The sequence below is a fragment of the Aquimarina rhabdastrellae genome (assembly GCA_947387485.1).
GTDB lineage: Bacteria > Bacteroidota > Bacteroidia > Flavobacteriales > Flavobacteriaceae > Aquimarina.
This window is the reverse complement of the sequence record CANDNT010000030.1, coordinates 1-18,582: the sequence shown is the minus strand read 5'-3', so window position 1 is coordinate 18,582 and position 18,582 is coordinate 1. Positions and strand designations below refer to the sequence as shown.

Genomic DNA, 18,582 nt, shown 5'->3' with positions numbered 1-18,582 from the left:
AATCTAAGACCTCATATGGCTCTTAATATGAAAACACCTAATTTTATACACAACAAAAAACCAGCGAAGTTAACTTCGCTGGTTTAATCTATATCTTATTTAAAAATTGTCAACCTATTTTAGGACGACTCACATTAATTTAAGAATATTTTACTTCTCAAATTCTTTTAAAGTCTTAGTGATAATAGCAACACAATCCATTAATTGCTCCTTAGTCATTACTAATGGTGGTGCAAAACGAATAATATTTCCATGTGTAGGTTTAGCTAATAAACCATTATCTTTTAATGCTACACAAATATTCCAAGCAGTCTCGCTCTCTTCGTGATCATTAATTACTATTGCATTTAATAATCCTTTACCTCTTACTAAGGTAACAATATTAGACGTCTCTATATATTTGTTCATCTCAGCACGGAATAATTCTCCTAGCTCCTGAGCATTTTCTGCTAACTTTTCGTCACGTATCACTTCAAGAGCAGCAGTAGCCACCGCAGCAGCAACTGGATTTCCTCCAAAAGTACTTCCGTGGTTACCAGGCTTAATTACCTCCATAATATCATCGTTTGCCAAAACTGCAGATACTGGATATGCCCCACCAGAGATTGCTTTTCCTAAAATTAAAATATCAGCTTTTACATCTTCATGATCTACTGCTAATAATTTTCCTGTACGAGCAATTCCTGTCTGTACCTCATCTGCTATGAATAAAACACCATGTTTTTCACACAATGCTTTAGCTTTAGCCAAATATCCTTCAGATGGCACATATACACCTGCTTCACCTTGGATAGGCTCAGCCATGAAACCTGCTACATTTTTATTAGTAGTTAATGCTTCTTCTAAAGCCGCTAGATTATCATATTCAATCTTGATAAATCCATTAGTAAATGGTCCAAAATTCTTTCTAGCTACTGGATCATTTGAGAATGAAATTATCGTAGTAGTTCTCCCGTGGAAGTTATTTTTACATACTATAATTTGAGCTTCATTTTCTGCAATTCCTTTCTTTTCATATGCCCATTTTCTACATAATTTCAAAGCAGTTTCAACAGCTTCTGCACCAGTATTCATAGGTAATAACTTATCATACCCAAAATACTCTGTTGCAAATTTCTCATACTCTCCTAATTTATCATTGTAAAATGCTCTTGATGTTAAAGTCAATACTTTAGCTTGACTTACCATAGCATCTACAATTTTAGGATGACAGTGTCCTTGATTAACTGCCGAATATGCACTTAAGAAATCATAATATTTTTTTCCTTCTACATCCCACACATATACACCTTCTCCCTTACTCAATACTACTGGTAGTGGGTGGTAATTATGTGCTCCATACTTATCTTCTAGTTCGATTAATTGTTGTGATGACTTTTGTTCTAAAACTGCCATTGTAAACGTTGTTAAAATAAAACTTTACGATTCCTACTTTGATCTTATTTTTCAGGAGAGAAATCATCCTTTAGAAGTTGGTTGCAAAATACTAAATCTTTATTGATTTTTCGAGTTACAAAGTACTTAATCCTCACATTTATTCTATTTTTGCGCTATGGCAAGAAAGAATCGAAAACAAGTTTTTGAAAACATTGAAGTAATTGATGCAGGAGCAAAAGGTAAAAGTATAGCCAAAGCTCCTGATGGTAAAGTCATTTTTATTAATAATGCAGTTCCTGGTGATGTAGTTGATATTCAAACTACAAAAAAGCGTAAAGCTTATTATGAAGGCTCAGCTACAAATTTTAAAGTATTCTCTGAAAGACGTGTAGATCCTGTTTGTGAACACTTTGGCACATGTGGTGGTTGCAAATGGCAATCTATGGGCTATGAGCACCAATTGTATTTTAAACAGAAAGAAGTAGAAAACAATCTTACTCGTTTAGGAAAAATAGAATTACCAGAAGTAACTCCTATTTTAGGATCTGAGCAACAATACTTCTATCGCAATAAAATGGAATTTTCCTTTAGCGATAGTCGTTGGTTAACTCTTGAAGAAATCCAAAGCGATACTCAAATAGAAAATCGCAATGCTTTAGGGTTTCATATTCCAGGTATGTGGGATAAGATTTTAGATCTTAACAAATGTCATTTACAAGAAGATCCTAGTAATGAATTACGTAATAAAATCAAAGATTTTGCTACTGCAAATGGTCTTGATTTTTATAATGCTAGAAATAAAACTGGTTTTCTTCGTTCATTAATGATTCGTATCGCCTCTACTGGAGAAATCATGGTTTTAATCCAGTTTTTTTATGAGGATGCTGATCAAAGAGCTTTGCTATTAGATTTTATTGCAAATGAATTCCCTCAAGTCACTTCCTTATTATATGTAGTTAATACCAAAGGAAATGATACAATTTATGATCAAGATGTAATTTGTTATAAAGGAAAAGATCATATTGAAGAAGAAATGGAAGGTTTACGTTTCAAGATTAACGCTAAATCGTTTTACCAAACCAATTCTAAACAAGCTTACGAATTATATAAGATAACACGTGATTTTGCTAATTTAACAGGTGATGAGTTAGTATATGACTTATATACTGGTACAGGAACTATTGCGCAATTTGTTTCTAAAAAAGCAAAAAAAGTAATTGGTGTAGAAGCTGTTCCTGAAGCTATTGAAGATGCCAAAGTTAATGCCCAAAACAACAATATCACTAATGCAGAATTTTATGTAGGTGATATGAAGAAAGTCTTTACAAATGAGTTTATCGCTCAACATGGTCAACCCGATGTTGTAATTACAGATCCCCCTCGTGATGGAATGCATAAAGATGTTGTTGCTCAACTCCTACATATAGCTCCAGAACGTATCGTTTATGTAAGTTGTAATAGTGCAACTCAAGCTAGAGATTTAGCTTTAATGGATCATGCATACAAAGTGACAAAAGTACAGGCTGTAGATATGTTTCCACAGACATATCATGTAGAAAACGTTGTACTTTTGGAAAAAAGGGTATAAAATTTGCAATTTATCTATATAAAGTGCGTATTTAATAGTTAGTAATTGAATTAATTCTTATGCAAAATATATTAAATAAAATATTCATAGGAAGCTTAATCTTAAGTAGTTTCTTTGGAATATTAGGCTGTGAAAGAGATGACATCTGTGCTGCAGATACTCCCACCACACCACTTATGAGTATAGAGTTCTATAATAACAGTAATAGGACTCAACAAAAAAATGTTCCTGATTTTCAAGTAAGGTTATTAGGAACTGATAATGTACTTTTCTCATCAGTACAAAACTCAAATGCTATCACAATTCCGCTACAAACTAATGCCTCATCAACTGAGTATGAATTTATTTCCAATTTTGGAGATGCAACCTCAGAAAATATAGATATTGTAAGTATTCAATATACTCCAGAAGATCAGTATGTAAGTAGAGCATGTGGTTTTAAAACCGTTTTTCAGGGCTTTACAATCACAATAACAAATCCTGATGGAGATACTGATTTTTGGATATTGGATAACGAAAGACAACAAGTTAACATCGAAAATGAAAATGAAGTACATTTATTTATCTATCATTAGTATATTTTGCTGCTTTACGACAGCTATTGCTCAAGATGAAGTTGCTACAAAAAAACAAGATACCACTTTACGTTCTCAAAAATACGGTATAAGAGCAGGTGTTGATTTAAGTAGATTATTAAGAACAGCTATTGATGACGATTATCAAGGTTTTGAAGTAGTTGCTGATTATCGTCTTTTTAAGAATTATTATATCGCTGCCGAGTTTGGTAACGAAAGTTTACTTACAGACGAAGAAAATCTTAATGTAAAAGCAGACGGTTCATTTATAAGAATCGGTATGGATTATAATACTTATGACAACTGGTTTGGAATGCAAAATAGCATTTATGTTGGTCTTCGTTATGGTCTTTCTACGTTTAGTCAGACTTTAAATGATTATACTATTTATACCGATAATACATTTTTTGATCCAGATATTAGAGATGAAGTAATAGAACAAAGTGGTTTAACGGCTAGTTGGATTGGTTTAAAACTAGGAATTAAAGCCGAATTACTTAAAAACTTATTCTTGGATATTAACGTATCTATACGTCGCATGATTAACGAAGAGACTCCTGATCGTTTTGATAACCTTTATATCCCAGGTTTTGGAAAAACAAACGACTTTAGCAAATTTGGTGCAGGATATGGTTATACGATAACCTATCTACTACCCTTTTATAAAAAGAAAAAGTAATGGATACCCATTACTTTTTCTTTTCTTGATATTTAGCTTTTTTACTTCCCGCATACATTTCGTATTTTACTAAGCGAGATTCTAATTTACCATTAAATACTTTTATCTTTCTAGAAGGTCTTAACCCCACAAACTTCAAGGCTTCTATATTTGATGTTATAAACCAAGCTTGTGTATTAGGATACTCTTTCTTTAAGGTATCTCCTATTTCACTATAGAATTCTTCTTCATTAAGTTCCAATCGTTCTCCATAAGGAGGGTTAAATACCATATGTAATGGCTTTTCCTTATCTTCTTTTGTTCCTTCAAAAAAATTAGCATTAGATATAGAAACAAAATCATCAAGATTAGCATTCTTTACATTATCAACTGCCTTTCTTACTGCAGATGGTGCTTTATCATATCCTTTAATTGAGTAATGAAAATCTCTAGTTTTATTTAATACTGATTTTTCGATTAATTCAAATAAATCTAAATCCCAATCTAACCATCTCTCAAAAGCAAATTCTTTACGATTTAAATTTGCTGGTATATTACATGCAATCATGGCTGCCTCTATAGCTAGAGTTCCGCTACCACACATAGGATCTACAAAATCACATTGACCATCCCAACCTGATAGTAATAACAATCCCGCAGCAAGTACCTCATTAATCGGAGCGATATTGGTTGCAGTTCGATATCCTCTATGATGCAATGATCCTCCAGAACTATCCAAAGATATGGTACACGTATCTTGCTGTATATGTATATTGATTTGAATATCTGGTCTATCTGTATCTACCTTAGGGCGTTTCCCAGTTTCATTTCTAAACTTATCAACTATAGCGTCTTTGGATTTTAAAGCCACATAATGAGAATGTTTAAAAATAGTAGAATTTACGGTAGCATTTATTGCAAAAGTATCATTGGCATCCATAAATTGATCCCAATCAACTTTATAAATAAAATCGTATAAACTTTTTTCGTTATATACTTTTTTGGTTTTTATAGGTTTAAGAATTTTCAATGCCGTACGCAGACACAAATTAGCCTTATACATAAATCCCTTATCTCCATAAAAACTCACCATACGTGTTCCTATCTGTACACGCTCTGCACCTAAGTTTCTGAGTTCTTTTGCTAGTACTTCTTCAAAGCCAAAAAATGTTTTGGCAATCATTTTAAATGATTTACTCACTATCTTATTCTTAGAATATTTATTAAAAGACAAAAATACATTAATTTTGCGCCCTATGCTAAAAGATTCAACAAAGTGGTATGCTTCATGGTTCGACACACCATATTACCATATATTATACAAAGAGAGAAATTATACTGAAGCGCAAATGTTTATGGATAACTTAACCCAGTACCTCAGTCTGGAGTCTAATAATCATATATTGGACTTAGCTTGTGGTAAAGGGAGACACAGTATCTATCTAAATAAAATAGGATACAAAGTTACTGGTGTCGATTTATCCAAAAATAGTATTACACACGCATCTCAATTTGCAAATGACAATTTGCAATTCAAAATTCATGATATGCGCCAACCTTTTTCACAACAGTTTGATGCTGTTTTTAATCTATTCACAAGTTTTGGGTATTTTGAACATGAAAAAGACAATTTGGACACGATTCAAGCTATTAAAGCAAATTTAAATGAAACTGGATTTGGTGTTATTGATTTCCTAAATGCAGATTATGTAATCTCAAATTTAGTTGCAGATGAACAAAAAGTAGTAGACAACATTACTTTTAATATCAAACGCTATGCAAAAGATGGCTATATCTATAAAGATATTTCGTTTGAAGATAATGGTCAATCATTTTCTTTTTCAGAAAAAGTAGAAGCGATTACGCTTCAAGATTTCGAGCGATACTTTGAACAAGCTGGTATACATTTATTAGATATTTTTGGTGATTATCATCTTAAGCCATTCAATTTACAAACGTCTCCTAGACTAATAATGATTTTTAAATAGTGCATAATTATATTTTTCCCATACTCTCAGTTTCCATTGGATTCTTGATTGTAATTTTATTTAAACCCTCTAATCAGAAAAATCTAAAGTTATTATTAGCTTTTAGTGGCGCTTTTTTATTGGCTATTACTGTATTTAATTTACTTCCCGAGGTTTTTGAAGATCATATGTATGCTAAGCAAACTGGGATCTGGATCATGGGAGGTATTTTACTTCAAATTTTCTTAGAATATTTTTCTAAAGGAGCAGAACACGGTCATGTACATTTAAGTAAGGATAGAACTAAGCTTCCATGGGTATTATTCTCCAGTTTAGGAATTCATGCCTTACTTGAAGGGTTTCCTCTGCATCATACCGAAAATGGACTACTTATAGGAATCATAATTCATAAAGTACCTGTAGCTATGATTCTTACCACCTTTTTATTACAAACCAAAATCAGCAAATATAAATCTTTGTTCTTTTTGATGTTATTTGCTTTTATGACACCTTTAGGTAGTTTTATCGCTGAAACATTTACTGGTATTCAAGCCTATTACAAACAGATCACAGCTCTAGTAATTGGAATATTTTTACATATTTCAACTACTATCCTTTTTGAAAGTAATGAAGGACACAGTTTTAACTTAACCAAACTTCTTGTTATTCTTATAGCAATAATAACCGCTTATCTTATATAAATGTTTAGTAGAGAAGAATCAAAAAAAATACGTCAAGAATTCTGGACTTCATTTGGGAAAGAGTACCCTAGAAAATGGATTTTATATAATACCAAAATCAAAGATTTTACACTCAAATTTACTTTTACGACAAAAAAAGCTCAAGTATCAATAGATATTGAACATCAAGATGAAGTTATACAAGCTTATTACTATGATAAATTATTAAGCTTAAAAAATATACTCACAACAGACTATTTAAACGACATTATATATGATGATCGTTATGAATTAGAAAATGGAAAAATCATTTCTAGAGTGTATGTTGAACTTCCTAAAGTAAGTATCCACAATAGAAAAACATGGGAACAAACGTATTTGTTCTTATATAAGAATATGGAAGCTTTAGAGTTGTTTTTCCTAGAGTATCAAGATTTCATTAAAGATTAATTCACTCTTAGTTAATTTACAATTAATACAAAGAAAGCAACTATATTTTGGTGTTTTTTAAAAGATACCCTACTTTTGTCATGTAGTATTCAAAAAAGCAATACCTCCCCAAAAATATTCTTAACAAATTAACTTTTTAATTTAAAAGAATCTTTATTGCTTTTTTAACCTCAAATCATGCTACATCTGAACTAACCCTTACGTGAATTTATCGGCATTAATGTACAGTAATTACACAGTTGTGCATTGATTATTTATGTGTTATGGAAAAAATTACTAACAACTAAAAATTTCTATGGTGAAAAAATTACTTTTTCTAACGTTGGGACTAACTGCATTTACTACACATGCGCAAGAAGTAGTAGATATCCCTGATACAAATTTTAAAAAAGCATTATTGTATCACGATCCTGTAATAGACACTAATAATGATGGAGAGATTCAACTTACCGAAGCTCAAGCTGCAAAAAAAGTAGTTGTCTATAATCAAAATATTAAAAATTTAAAAGGTATTGAGGCTTTTAGCAACATTTCTTTTCTAGATTGCCACGGAAACAATTTAATGCATTTAAACCTAGAAAATAATAAGCTTCTAGAACGTGTAGATTGTTATGATAATAAACTTACATTTTTAAAAGTACCTGATACTAAATCTTTACAGTATCTGTATTGCAAAAATAACGACTTAGGAGATTTAGATGTAAAAGCAAACACTAATCTAATCACGTTAAGTTGTTCAAATAATAAAATTAAAGAACTTGATTTAAGCCAGAATAAAGCTATAGAAAGCTTAGATATCACTGGTAACCTTATTTCTAGTACTTTTGATGATTAAATTTAAAAGTACTATTAGAATTAAAAAGAAACAGCACTCATTTAAATGAGTGCTGTTTCTTTTTAATATTATGTTTTAAATCTTACTTTAAAATCTCTACGATTTGAGAAGCTAATTCTAAACCAATACGATCTTGTGCCTCTTTTGTCGCTGCTCCAATATGTGGAGACAATGACACTTTTTGATTCATTAATACTTGAATTGCTGGTGTAGGTTCTTCTTCAAAAGTATCTAATCCTGCAAAACTAATTTTATCTTCATTAAGAGCATCAATTAACGCTACTTCGTCAATAACACCACCTCTAGCAGCATTAATAATACCAGAACCTGATTTCATTAATTCTAGTTCTTTTTTACCGATTACATAATCTTTTTGAGCAGGAACATGTAATGTTATAAAATCTGCATTTTTAAGAACTTCTTCTTTAGCAATCGTCTTTATTTTAAAATCAGCTGTTTGTCCATCAAAAAAATCTAATTGTAAATCAACCTCTTCGATAAAAGGATCAAAAGCTATTACTTTCATACCAATACCTATTGCTATTTTGGCGACAGCTTGACCTATACGACCTATACCAATAATCCCTAATGTTTTCCCTCTTAATTCGATTCCACCCGCATATGCTTTTTTAAGTGCCTTAAACTTAGAATCTCCTTCTAGAGGCATATTTCTATTAGCATCATATAATGAACGAACTCCTCCATAAAGGTGAGCAAAAACCAGCTCTGCTACAGATGATGAAGATGCCGCAGGAGTATTAATAACATGTAATCCTTTTGATTTAGCATATTCAACATCAATATTATCCATACCTACTCCTCCTCGTCCAATAATCTTTAGACTAGAACAATTATCAATAATATCTGTACGTACTTTAGTAGCACTACGTACTAATAACACTGTTATTTCATTAGTATTTATATAATTTACTAATTGATTTTGAGCTACTGTTGTTGTATTCACTTCAAAACCTGCCTTTTCCAAAGCTTCTTTTCCGCTTTGAGAAATGCCATCATTAGCTAATACTTTCATTTTCTTTTCTTTTCTTTATTTAAATCTTTAACAAGACAATTTTATTTTTATGCTTTACGTTCTAAATCGCTCATTACATCTACTAATACCGCTACACTATCTATTGTTAATGCGTTATACATACTAGCTCTATAACCTCCTACACTTCTATGTCCATTAAGACCATTAATTCCAGCCTCTTTCCACATAGCATCAAATGTTTCTTTTAAATCTTCATTAATTAATGAAAATGTAGCATTCATTATAGATCGATCTTCTTCTACAGCAAAACCTTTAAATAAAGGATTTACATCAATCTCTGAATATAATAGTTGTGCTTTTTTCTCATTAAGTTCTTCTATAGCTTTAATCCCTCCTTGAGCTTTTAACCATCTCAAGGTCAACATAGACGTATATACAGCAAATGCAGGTGGTGTATTAAACATACTACTTTTACCTATATGCACTTGATAATCTAACATAGATGGTATTTGTCTAGAAACTTTACCTAAGATATCTTCTTTTACAACAACAAGGGTTGTTCCTGCTGGTCCTAAATTCTTTTGAGCTCCTGCATAGATTAAATCAAATTGTAAAAAATCTATTTGTCTAGAAAAAATATCACTACTCATATCGCATACCATAGGTACAGAAATAGTAGGAAACGCTTTCATTTGGGTACCAAATATGGTATTGTTACTCGTACAATGAAAATAATCTAAATCTTTACTTATTTCATATCCTTTAGGTATATAGTTAAAGTTTTGATCTTTAGAAGAAGCTACTTCATTTATTGATCCAAATAATCCTGCTTCTTTAATTGCTTTGGTACTCCATGTTCCTGTATTAAGATATCCTGCACTATTTTCTAAAAGATTATACGCAGTCATCAAAAATTGTGTACTTGCACCTCCTTGTAAAAACAATACTTTATAGCCTTTACCTTCTAATTGAAGTAATTCAAGAACAAGGCTTCTAGCCTCATCCATAACATCAACAAAATCTTTACTTCGATGTGAAATTTCTAAGATGGATAATCCAGATTCATTAAAATCCAAAACGGATTGTGAAGCTTCTTTAAATACGTCTTGAGGTAGTATACATGGCCCGGCGCTAAAATTGTGCTTTTTCATCTGTAAAACTTTGTGATCTAGTGATTTTATTTAATTATTATCGACAGCTTAAGTGATTTTCTTGTAGTTTTTAATCTTTGCCATCAAACTGATACAAAGGTGGTAATAATCTTATACTTTTTTAGTATCAAAATCATAATTTATTCCCCCTATTTGTATTAAAAATTGAATTATATCAACTCCATCTGCATAATCCCATAATTCAGGTTGTTGTGTTTTTCCAAAAGTTACACTATCCTCTATTACTCCATTACTGACAATACATTGTATTTGCTCTTTATCTTCTTTTAACTGCTCTTCTAGATCAGAAATAGTATCATATTTCTCATAAAACAAAGAAGCTATTGGTGATGCATAACTTTGATCTTCTTTTAAAACCAAGAATCCATTTTCTAGCAGTTTAAAATTACTCATTAAATAAACTGCTTTATTATAGTCATAATTATTAGCATACTTATCTCCATCTATGATTCCGCTATACGGATACATTGCTTTAAAAAAGGTATCAAAATCATAATCTTGTGGAATCAAAAGCTTTGATACACTCCTACATCCTAACCCATAGTATCTAAAAATGTCTTCTCCTAAAGCACTTAACTCCTCACTAGTTTCTTCTCCAGTAAGTACAGCTACCGAATTTCTATTTTTACGAATAATATTAGGTTTCTTAGAAAAGTAATATTCAAAATATCGTGCAGTATTATTGCTTCCTGTAGCAATTACAGCATCAAAATCAGCTAATTTATCTTTTGTAAAAGAAATGTATTCTTTAAATCTAGGTTCTACTGTAATAAGATATTCTAATAATAAAGGTAAAAGCTGTTGATCGTTTGAAGATTGCTTGATTTGTATCTTATGTCCCGCAATTAAAACACATAATACATCATGAAATCCTACCAAAGGTATATTTCCAGCCATAACCACTCCTACAGTTTTTGTTTGTACTTGAGAAAGATCATAAGCATCAAGCCATTGTTTTAAATTTTCTTCAGTCAAAGCCTTAGCCCACTGCTCTATAGCATAAAGTACATTTTCTTCTGTAAACCACCCATTATGATGTTTTGCCGTTACTATTTTATTTTGCATAATTTCATAAAAAGAATCATTATGCATTATAGCGTTACTCAGCTTATTACCAGAGGGTTTAAACTGATTTAAAAAAGCTCCTAATGCTGTAAAAGCTACAATTCGGTCATTTAAAATCATTTCCAATTTGTTTATCAATTGTTTAGGGATTATTTTTGTACAAAAATAGAACAAAAAAAGCTATGGCTATTATAATAACAGACGAATGTATTAATTGTGGGGCTTGTGAACCAGAATGCCCAAATACTGCAATATACGAAGGTGCCGATGATTGGAGATATTCAGATGGTACTGATCTTGAAGGAAATATAATGTTACCTAATGGAAAAGAAGCCGACGCTGATGAGGCTCAAGAGCCTGTAAGTGACGAAATTTATTATATCGTTCCTGACAAATGTACAGAATGTAAAGGTTTTCATGAAGAACCTCAATGTGCTGCTGTTTGCCCAGTAGATTGTTGTGTTCCAGATGAAGACATTGTTGAAACCGAAGAAGAGCTTTTAGCTAAACAAGCTTTTATGCACCAGTAGTATTTTTTTAACTACTTAATAATATGATATCAACCTGTTCATTCAATGCGCAGGTTTTTTTGTGTCTCATTTTTTACGTTTTTTTTAAATTCGTTTCTAATACAAACACAATTAATTATTTTTTTATGAAAAAACTCATTATTGCCACCCTATTCCTTGCTTTTTCATTTTCTGGAATGGCTCAATACAGATGGGAGTTAACTGCTGGGATTGTTTCTTCTCAATTTAATTTTGAATCTGAAGAAGGAATCGAATTAGATACTAATAGAGGTATCGGTTTTCAACTTAATGCTGCTTATGAATATATTCTCGATCAACGTGCTAAAAGTAGTATTGTTTTCTCTGGTGAAGTTTTACAACGAAAAAGTGAATTTTCTGAAGGCTCTCTAGCTGGTCAAGAAATAGAATCTTTTCAATTTGGTTTTACTCCTAAATATAGAATCTTCTTTGGGAAGCACGTACGAGGCTTTGTAAATGTAGGCCCTTCTTTTAGAATCAATTCTAGTCTTAAAATTAATGGTGAAAAAATTGAATCAGACAACCTAGAACAAGTAATTATCGGAGGTGTATATGGCGGCGGTGTTAGTATTGCTATGGGAGAAATGTTTGATATTATTGCCGAAGCTGGTGTAATGAATGATTTTGTTAATTCTATATCTGATAGCAACTCTAGCAAATTCTTTGATATTTATGCTCGTGTTGGTGTTCGTTTTAGGGTTTACGATCGTTACTAAAAAAATACTGAATCCCTCAATTATAAAGATTGAGGGATTTTTCAGTCCTAAGGTCCTAAGATTAGGTATTGGGGATTATAATCAAAGTTTTAAGGCTTTTATTAATTGGCATCTATTAATTGTCCTGTTCCTGTTATCGTACTATTAATAGTAGGTTGTCCTTTATAATATATATTTCCAACGCCGCCTATTGTCACATTTAAAGTATTACTAACATTAACTTCTGTATCGCCTGTAGCGTTACTATTAACAATTGCTTCTTCTGTTTGTAATCCAAACGCTTTAAAGCTTCCTGTTCCATTATGGGTGACTTCTAGATTTCTAGCTACACCATTTATGTTTATTGCTCCTGTTCCTGCAAGAGTAGCTGTTAATTTATCATTAATATCAAAAGAAGTATCTACAGTTTGAATAACTCCTGTTCCCTTAATATTTAATTCTAAATTAGACATTCCTGCAAATGATGATTTAACACTAATATCTCCTGTACCATCATTAGTTATAGCTGCCAATGAAGGCAAACTAACATTAACTTCTAAATTAACATTACTATAGCAACCTTCTTCAAACTGAAGTATTAATACATCTTCTTCTACTATAAAATCTAAATACGCTATTAAATTCTCATATCCTGTAACTTCTACTTCATGAGTATTACCTTCTGTAATATTTACATCAAAAGTTGATTTTAATTCTATTTTAGAAAACGTTCCTAACCCATCAATAATAGTTGTTGTAGAAGCTCCTTCTCCCTCTATACATGACGAAGAATCTCCTATTCCATTTATAGTTACCGTGGTACTTTCTGTATCCGTATGAACTCCATCGGTAACTTCTAATGTAATTGTATATGTTCCATTCTCTGTATAGATAATTTCTCCCGGATTTTCTTCAGATGATACCTCTGGAGAACCATTTTGAAAAGTCCATTGGTAACTATTAGCTCCAATAGAAGTATTATTTACTGTTACTATTGCTTGATTTTGTTCTACAACTAGATTAGTTTCAAAACTTGCATTAAGCTCATCATCATCTGTATCCGTATCTTCATCTAGACCATTAATAGTTATTTCTTGATTAAACGAATCTGTACTATTCCCATTAGTAATTACAAGCGTAATTCTATATGTTCCATTAGTTGTATATATCAACTCCTCTGGTTGTTCTAAAATAGACGTTTGTATATTCTCTGCTCCTTCAAAAGTCCATAAGTAACTTATAGCTCCTACCGATAAATTTGTGAGTTCGACTTTGGCTTGATTATTTTCTATTTGTAAACTAGTTTCAAAATTAGCTTCTAGCGTTATAGCATCATCAGTATTATTACAAGAGAATGTAATAAATGATACCATTACCAAAAGCAACATACTAGACAGTGATTTCTTGATCTTTTTCATAGTCAATTTATATTTACGTTAAAACAATTATTTTTTAAGATTTTCAAAATAGGTGAGTTATCTCGTAATTTATATATCCTACTAGTCTATATAAATTGATATTTTTATACGGATAACTGAAGAAAAGTACTTTTTTAGGAACACTTTCTATTCTTAGAAACGTGAAGATTTACAAGCCATAAAATGTTTCAATAATATTGACATATAGATATCAAAACATTTACTGATTAAGTTATAGTTAAGAAGCGACTTTTTCATAATTTGTATAAAGGTCTGTGTCTATACAAATATATATTTCCTCGTATTTGTTTTATACACTCACTGTTTTAAGTGCCGTTTCTATTGTATTAACGTCTATTATTCCTTGACTAAGTGTATTCTTAAAGAAGATTCATTTTTTTATAGAGCTCTTTTTTACTATTTCTAGAAACAGGTAATGATTTTCCGTTTCTCATAGTTACGTATCCTCCTTGTTCTTTGATTAAAAAATCAATATGATTTAAATTAATAAGATAAGATTTATGGATTCTTAAAAAATCATACGAATCTAATTTTGTTTCAAAATGTTTTAAATTTTTAGAAATCACGATCTCTCTACCATCTTGCATCATAAATGTGGTATAATTACCATCGCTCACACAGTACAATATATCAGCTGTTTTAACTACATGTATTCCTTTAGAATCCGTAATGGATATTCTCGACGTTTCAAAAGTTTTATTATAAAACGTTCTAAGGTTTTCTATTTGATGTTCATCAGATGTCTTCTTATTTGATACTCGTGTTATCTTATCAATTACACGTATCATTTTTTTTGGATCTACCGGTTTTAATAGATAATCAATAGCATCATATTGATATCCTTGAATAGCATATTTATCATATGCTGTTACAAAAACAATCTTAAAATTGATCTCTTTTAAGTCTTTTAGTATATCAAAAACAGCTATTGCCCCAAGTTGAATATCCATAAAAACAAGATCTGGATTATTTCCTTTTAATACTTCATAAATAGAATCTCTATCATAAGCTTCTCCTATGATATTTATATTAGGGCAATACGAATCCAAGAGTATTCTCAAATTCTCCCTATCTTTTCTTTCATCATCTATAATAATGCAATTTAGCTGTGTCATAGGTTTTGTGATATTATAGGAAGTGTAATTTTAACCTTCGTTCCTATTGCTATACCTTTTTCATTTTTTAGATCTTCTATAATGACATCTAATACACCATTACCTAACTTGTCTAATATTTTCAAACGTTCATCAGTATTTCTAGTTGCAATAGATAAGTGCTGTTTTTCTTTATTTCTTTTATTTTCTAAAGCTAAAGATCTTCCCATTCCATTGTCTTCTATAACGCATAACATGATGTTTTCCTCCTTCAATTCAAATATTATTTTTAAAAATCCATTAATTTTTGAATCAGAAAAACCATGTATAATAGCATTTTCTATATAAGGTTGAATCATCATAGATGGAATTTTAGGGTTCATCTCCAAAAGATGATCATCGATCTTTATTTGATAATTAAACGATTCATCAAAACGCCCCATTTCAATATTAATATAAGCTTTCAAAATCTGTAACTCTTCTTTTAATGCTATATAAACACTATCAGAACTAGATAAAACGCTTCTAATTAAACCTGATAGTTCAGTCATATATTCATTAGCTTTTAAATGCTCTTTCTTCAAAATTAGATTTTGTAACGTACTAAAAGAATTAAATAAAAAATGAGGATTCATTGTAGTTCTTAAAGACTTTAGCCGGATTAAGCTTAACTCATGATTCAATTGATAGCGCTTAATCTTATTGGTATAACCTCGATAAAATAATATTCCAATTAATATCAAAATCAAACTAATTAACAAAAGAGTAAAAAATCTGATTTTATTAAACTTAGATCCTATCTCTGAATTTCTCTTTTCCAAATTAGAAATTTCAACATTCTTAATTTCTAAAAGGTTATTAACTTTCAGTTTAGCAATCTCTTTTTTGAATTTTATTTCCTCATAAATATCCTCATACTCTTTAGCTTTTTTCAACATTTTCAAGCTATTTGATAAATCATTAGCTCTTTCATAGCTTATAGCTAGATCATTATATGTTAATATTATAGTACTCAATTCATTTCTATCGAGATAATAATTCAATGATTTTTTAAGATATAAAACGGACTTTTCTAAATCGCCTAATTCACGATAGATAATTCCTAATGTATGCATTACAGCACTAAACAAAGAATCTTTATAATTATGATCAATATTATCAAAATCAATTTGACTTTCAATTATGGTCAATGCCGCTTCGTATTCTTTATTAAGAGTCAACCCCCAAGCTATATTATTCAAAGCCATATTATAAAATCTAGATTCTTTATTTCTATCTAACGATTCTAAACTTTTTCTGGAATAGAAAATTAACGAATCTGATTTTTTCTCTGTTGAAAATGAAGATGCCAAGTTTATATAACTCATTCCCTTTGCTCTGGATGAATCTGTTACAGGTATGATATGTAAAGCTTTTTTTAAATCCTTACGGCTACTCTGTTTATCCCCCAACTCTTCAAACAATTGCCCCCTAAACGTATATACATACCATTTCATTAACCAATCATCAGTTCTCTCAGAATAATCAAGAGCATCCTTATACATCTTTATTGCCTTAATGTAATCTTGTGTATATTGATAATAATAGGCAAAGTTTAGTTGCGTAACCGCTAAACATTTATCATCATGAACTTTAAGACAATATTCTTCTAACTTTTCTAATACTTCTTTTGCTTCATTTGTCCTTTTTAGATATAACAATAGTAACCTTTGATAATTACTCCCTATTTCTATAATAGATTTCGAATCACCTGCATTAAGAGCATTATTAAATAACTTCTTATAACGGACAGCTTCAGCTTTATATTTTTGATTTTTAGTTATCGAATCCTCTTTATTAACAATCTTTTCTACAACCTTAATAATAGTATTTTCCTCTTTTTGTATTCCAAAAAGAGAAAATGATATAAAAAGAAAGAAAAATAAATAGTACTTCATCCCTAGTAAAGTTCAATTTAAGAACATTATATGCTTGAAAAATACAATTTTTCAATACTATTCAATACTGTTAATTAGAAAAACTACATTTTTACCATAATCAGATTTGGGACATTTACCCCATTATTTCTAGTTATAATCCTCTATCTCAGGCTTTACATTATCTCTAATTTTAGATTATTAACTAATTAATATCACATCATGAAAAATCAAATTAAATTTCACAAACTTATTCTATGTCTGCTATTTGCTGTTAGCACATCCATCTCCTGTAACCAAGAGATAGATGAGCGAATTGATTCAAACAATGTTATTACTACCGAATTAAAAAAAGATCAAAAAAATGAGTATTTAAAAGGTCAAATATTATCTGCCTACACTAATAAACCTATAAGTAATGTTACCATAAAAAAAGGTGAAGAACTTATAGCTATAAGTGATGGAGATGGTTCTTTTGTACTTAAAGAAAAAGAATTCCCTAAAGAGGGTCAAGTTTACATTTTTGAACATGATGATCACCTTACTATATCAAAAAGGATAAAATCTAATAGTAAGTTAACTATTTTAATGAAAGATCGTGGTAGATCCTCTATTATAGACTCTAGAGAAGGTGGAGAAATAATACTAGAAAAAGAAGGCTTTCTTAAAATCCCATCTGATGCTTTCATATACGAAGGAAGGCCATATAGTGGTCCTGTCGCTATACAAACTACTTTTCTTGATGCATCAAACCAAATGGACTTACTTACCGCACCAGGAAGTTTTATTGCAGATGAAGGTAATGGTAGACGATTATATCCATTAACTTCTTTCGGTATGATAGAAGTATTAGCTACTATCCCAGAAAAAGAATTACCTCTAGAACTTAATCCTAAAACTCCTATTACCGTAGGTTTCCCTATCACAGTAAAAGATACTCCTGAAAAAGTAAATCTATATGAGATGAATGTAATAACAGGTTATTGGGAACAAACAGGTATCTTAACCAATCAAGGAAATGTATTATTAGGAGAGATTACTAGCGTAAATAGTAGTTGGAATGCAGATGAGCCATGTGGTGAAGAATTAATTTGTGTGGAATTACAAGTTATCTATACTAATGGAGATCCAGGATGTGGAATTACAGCCAAAGGGTTAACTTACCAAGGTTCTGATGGTCATTATCAACCAGATTTTAATGGTTTTGTTGAATTTATGGTTTGTCCTGATAGTGTTTTTCAATTAGGAGCTTGCTTAACATTATGTTGTGTAGGCGGTCCTACTGATCCATGTTGTAGTAATCCTTATGCATACACTACCACTATTGATATGTCTACAATCACACCTAATCCTAATGGTTGTACTAGTCTTGGGGTTTGGACCATTAATAATTAACATCCAATTAAAACATATACAAAACAAAAAACCCTTCACAGATATTGTGAAGGGTTCAAAAAAGGCGGCGACCTACTCTCCCACGAGCGCAGTACCATCGGCGCTATCGGGCTTAACTTCTCTGTTCGGAATGG

Annotated in this window: 18 protein-coding genes and 1 rRNA gene; 10 read left to right on the top strand and 9 right to left on the bottom strand. The window is 30.8% G+C overall.

Annotated elements, in window-relative coordinates; genetic code table 11:
- Nucleotides 1-150: 150 nt before the first annotated feature.
- Entirely contained in the window at nucleotides 151-1,395 is a 1,245-nt protein-coding gene (gene rocD, locus ACYEKI_RS20770; protein ID WP_459213135.1) for an ornithine--oxo-acid transaminase, read from the bottom strand.
- Nucleotides 1,396-1,552: 157 nt separating this feature from the next.
- Between rocD and rlmD the strand changes: the two genes are divergently transcribed.
- The 3 genes from rlmD to ACYEKI_RS20755 are packed head-to-tail and all read left to right on the top strand — an operon-like array spanning nucleotide 1,553 to nucleotide 4,219.
- Nucleotides 1,553-2,965, top strand: coding sequence for a 23S rRNA (uracil(1939)-C(5))-methyltransferase RlmD (rlmD, locus tag ACYEKI_RS20765; protein ID WP_459213134.1), 1,413 nt, complete (start codon nucleotides 1,553-1,555; stop codon nucleotides 2,963-2,965).
- Nucleotides 2,966-3,024: 59 nt separating this feature from the next.
- Nucleotides 3,025-3,540: a DUF6452 family protein gene (locus tag ACYEKI_RS20760; RefSeq protein WP_459213133.1), complete on the top strand. Its 516-nt coding sequence runs from the start codon at nucleotides 3,025-3,027 to the stop codon at nucleotides 3,538-3,540.
- Entirely contained in the window at nucleotides 3,512-4,219 is a 708-nt protein-coding gene (locus tag ACYEKI_RS20755; protein WP_459213132.1) for a DUF6048 family protein, read from the top strand. Before ACYEKI_RS20760 ends, ACYEKI_RS20755 begins: the two co-directional genes overlap by 29 nt.
- A gap of 10 nt (nucleotides 4,220-4,229) precedes the next feature.
- Here the strand turns inward: ACYEKI_RS20755 and ACYEKI_RS20750 are convergent, their stop codons facing one another.
- The gene (locus ACYEKI_RS20750) at nucleotides 4,230-5,381 is read right to left on the bottom strand and encodes a THUMP domain-containing class I SAM-dependent RNA methyltransferase (RefSeq protein WP_459213136.1); all 1,152 of its coding nucleotides are present in this window, start codon (nucleotides 5,379-5,381) and stop codon (nucleotides 4,230-4,232) included.
- Between the two features lie 73 nt (nucleotides 5,382-5,454).
- Between ACYEKI_RS20750 and ACYEKI_RS20745 the strand changes: the two genes are divergently transcribed.
- The 4 genes from ACYEKI_RS20745 to ACYEKI_RS20730 all read left to right on the top strand — a co-directional run bounded on the left by ACYEKI_RS20745 (nucleotide 5,455) and on the right by ACYEKI_RS20730 (nucleotide 8,130).
- Entirely contained in the window at nucleotides 5,455-6,186 is a 732-nt protein-coding gene (locus tag ACYEKI_RS20745; RefSeq protein ID WP_459213131.1) for an SAM-dependent methyltransferase, read from the top strand.
- Entirely contained in the window at nucleotides 6,186-6,866 is a 681-nt protein-coding gene (locus tag ACYEKI_RS20740) for a ZIP family metal transporter (RefSeq protein WP_459213130.1), read from the top strand. The genes ACYEKI_RS20745 and ACYEKI_RS20740 overlap by 1 nt, the downstream gene beginning before the upstream one ends.
- Complete coding sequence (locus tag ACYEKI_RS20735; RefSeq protein ID WP_459213129.1) at nucleotides 6,867-7,295, top strand: DUF4268 domain-containing protein; 429 nt, start codon at nucleotides 6,867-6,869, stop codon at nucleotides 7,293-7,295.
- Nucleotides 7,296-7,593: 298 nt separating this feature from the next.
- Nucleotides 7,594-8,130, top strand: coding sequence for a leucine-rich repeat domain-containing protein (locus tag ACYEKI_RS20730; protein ID WP_459213128.1), 537 nt, complete (start codon nucleotides 7,594-7,596; stop codon nucleotides 8,128-8,130).
- Between the two features lie 82 nt (nucleotides 8,131-8,212).
- Here ACYEKI_RS20730 and ACYEKI_RS20725 read toward each other — a convergent pair whose 3' ends face one another.
- The 3 genes from ACYEKI_RS20725 to ACYEKI_RS20715 form a co-directional block, all read right to left on the bottom strand.
- On the bottom strand, nucleotides 8,213-9,163 hold the full coding sequence (locus ACYEKI_RS20725) for a D-2-hydroxyacid dehydrogenase (protein ID WP_459213127.1): 951 nt from the start codon (nucleotides 9,161-9,163) through the stop codon (nucleotides 8,213-8,215).
- A 47-nt stretch (nucleotides 9,164-9,210) separates the two neighbouring features.
- Nucleotides 9,211-10,275, bottom strand: a complete 1,065-nt coding sequence (serC, locus tag ACYEKI_RS20720) for a 3-phosphoserine/phosphohydroxythreonine transaminase (RefSeq protein WP_459213126.1) — start codon at nucleotides 10,273-10,275, stop codon at nucleotides 9,211-9,213.
- Between the two features lie 111 nt (nucleotides 10,276-10,386).
- Complete coding sequence (locus ACYEKI_RS20715; RefSeq protein WP_459213125.1) at nucleotides 10,387-11,481, bottom strand: acyl-CoA reductase; 1,095 nt, start codon at nucleotides 11,479-11,481, stop codon at nucleotides 10,387-10,389.
- 62 nt (nucleotides 11,482-11,543) lie between these two features.
- Here ACYEKI_RS20715 and ACYEKI_RS20710 point away from each other — a divergent pair, with 62 nt between their 5' ends.
- A complete protein-coding gene (locus ACYEKI_RS20710; RefSeq protein WP_459213124.1) occupies nucleotides 11,544-11,891 on the top strand; it encodes a 4Fe-4S dicluster domain-containing protein in 348 nt (115 codons plus the stop codon).
- 125 nt (nucleotides 11,892-12,016) lie between these two features.
- Nucleotides 12,017-12,625, top strand: a complete 609-nt coding sequence (locus ACYEKI_RS20705) for a hypothetical protein (RefSeq protein WP_459213123.1) — start codon at nucleotides 12,017-12,019, stop codon at nucleotides 12,623-12,625.
- Nucleotides 12,626-12,726: 101 nt separating this feature from the next.
- Here the strand turns inward: ACYEKI_RS20705 and ACYEKI_RS20700 are convergent, their stop codons facing one another.
- From ACYEKI_RS20700 to ACYEKI_RS20690, 3 genes are all read right to left on the bottom strand, one after another.
- Nucleotides 12,727-14,022, bottom strand: a complete 1,296-nt coding sequence (locus ACYEKI_RS20700) for a GIN domain-containing protein (RefSeq protein WP_459213122.1) — start codon at nucleotides 14,020-14,022, stop codon at nucleotides 12,727-12,729.
- Between the two features lie 380 nt (nucleotides 14,023-14,402).
- The gene (locus ACYEKI_RS20695; RefSeq protein WP_459213121.1) at nucleotides 14,403-15,158 is read right to left on the bottom strand and encodes a LytR/AlgR family response regulator transcription factor; all 756 of its coding nucleotides are present in this window, start codon (nucleotides 15,156-15,158) and stop codon (nucleotides 14,403-14,405) included.
- Entirely contained in the window at nucleotides 15,155-17,074 is a 1,920-nt protein-coding gene (locus ACYEKI_RS20690; RefSeq protein ID WP_459213120.1) for a tetratricopeptide repeat-containing sensor histidine kinase, read from the bottom strand. The genes ACYEKI_RS20695 and ACYEKI_RS20690 overlap by 4 nt, the downstream gene beginning before the upstream one ends.
- 201 nt (nucleotides 17,075-17,275) lie before the next feature.
- Here ACYEKI_RS20690 and ACYEKI_RS20685 point away from each other — a divergent pair, with 201 nt between their 5' ends.
- Nucleotides 17,276-18,448, top strand: coding sequence for a hypothetical protein (locus ACYEKI_RS20685; RefSeq protein ID WP_459213119.1), 1,173 nt, complete (start codon nucleotides 17,276-17,278; stop codon nucleotides 18,446-18,448).
- A gap of 59 nt (nucleotides 18,449-18,507) precedes the next feature.
- Here the strand turns inward: ACYEKI_RS20685 and rrf are convergent.
- Nucleotides 18,508-18,582: ribosomal RNA gene (gene rrf, locus ACYEKI_RS20680) — 5S ribosomal RNA — on the bottom strand; the annotation flags it as partial.

Excerpts from the sequence above, each read along its gene's own strand:
- rocD (WP_459213135.1), bottom strand. The coding sequence starts at position 1,395 with ATGGCAGTTTTAGAACAAAAGTCATCACAACAATTAATCGAACTAGAA.
- rlmD (WP_459213134.1), top strand. The coding sequence starts at position 1,553 with ATGGCAAGAAAGAATCGAAAACAAGTTTTTGAAAACATTGAAGTAATT.
- ACYEKI_RS20760 (WP_459213133.1), top strand. The coding sequence starts at position 3,025 with ATGCAAAATATATTAAATAAAATATTCATAGGAAGCTTAATCTTAAGT.
- ACYEKI_RS20755 (WP_459213132.1), top strand. The coding sequence starts at position 3,512 with ATGAAGTACATTTATTTATCTATCATTAGTATATTTTGCTGCTTTACG.
- ACYEKI_RS20750 (WP_459213136.1), bottom strand. The coding sequence starts at position 5,381 with ATGATTGCCAAAACATTTTTTGGCTTTGAAGAAGTACTAGCAAAAGAA.
- ACYEKI_RS20745 (WP_459213131.1), top strand. The coding sequence starts at position 5,455 with ATGCTAAAAGATTCAACAAAGTGGTATGCTTCATGGTTCGACACACCA.
- ACYEKI_RS20735 (WP_459213129.1), top strand. The coding sequence starts at position 6,867 with ATGTTTAGTAGAGAAGAATCAAAAAAAATACGTCAAGAATTCTGGACT.
- ACYEKI_RS20725 (WP_459213127.1), bottom strand. The coding sequence starts at position 9,163 with ATGAAAGTATTAGCTAATGATGGCATTTCTCAAAGCGGAAAAGAAGCT.
- serC (WP_459213126.1), bottom strand. The coding sequence starts at position 10,275 with ATGAAAAAGCACAATTTTAGCGCCGGGCCATGTATACTACCTCAAGAC.
- ACYEKI_RS20715 (WP_459213125.1), bottom strand. The coding sequence starts at position 11,481 with ATGATTTTAAATGACCGAATTGTAGCTTTTACAGCATTAGGAGCTTTT.
- ACYEKI_RS20710 (WP_459213124.1), top strand. The coding sequence starts at position 11,544 with ATGGCTATTATAATAACAGACGAATGTATTAATTGTGGGGCTTGTGAA.
- ACYEKI_RS20705 (WP_459213123.1), top strand. The coding sequence starts at position 12,017 with ATGAAAAAACTCATTATTGCCACCCTATTCCTTGCTTTTTCATTTTCT.
- ACYEKI_RS20700 (WP_459213122.1), bottom strand. The coding sequence starts at position 14,022 with ATGAAAAAGATCAAGAAATCACTGTCTAGTATGTTGCTTTTGGTAATG.
- ACYEKI_RS20695 (WP_459213121.1), bottom strand. The coding sequence starts at position 15,158 with ATGACACAGCTAAATTGCATTATTATAGATGATGAAAGAAAAGATAGG.
- ACYEKI_RS20690 (WP_459213120.1), bottom strand. The coding sequence starts at position 17,074 with ATGAAGTACTATTTATTTTTCTTTCTTTTTATATCATTTTCTCTTTTT.
- ACYEKI_RS20685 (WP_459213119.1), top strand. The coding sequence starts at position 17,276 with ATGAAAAATCAAATTAAATTTCACAAACTTATTCTATGTCTGCTATTT.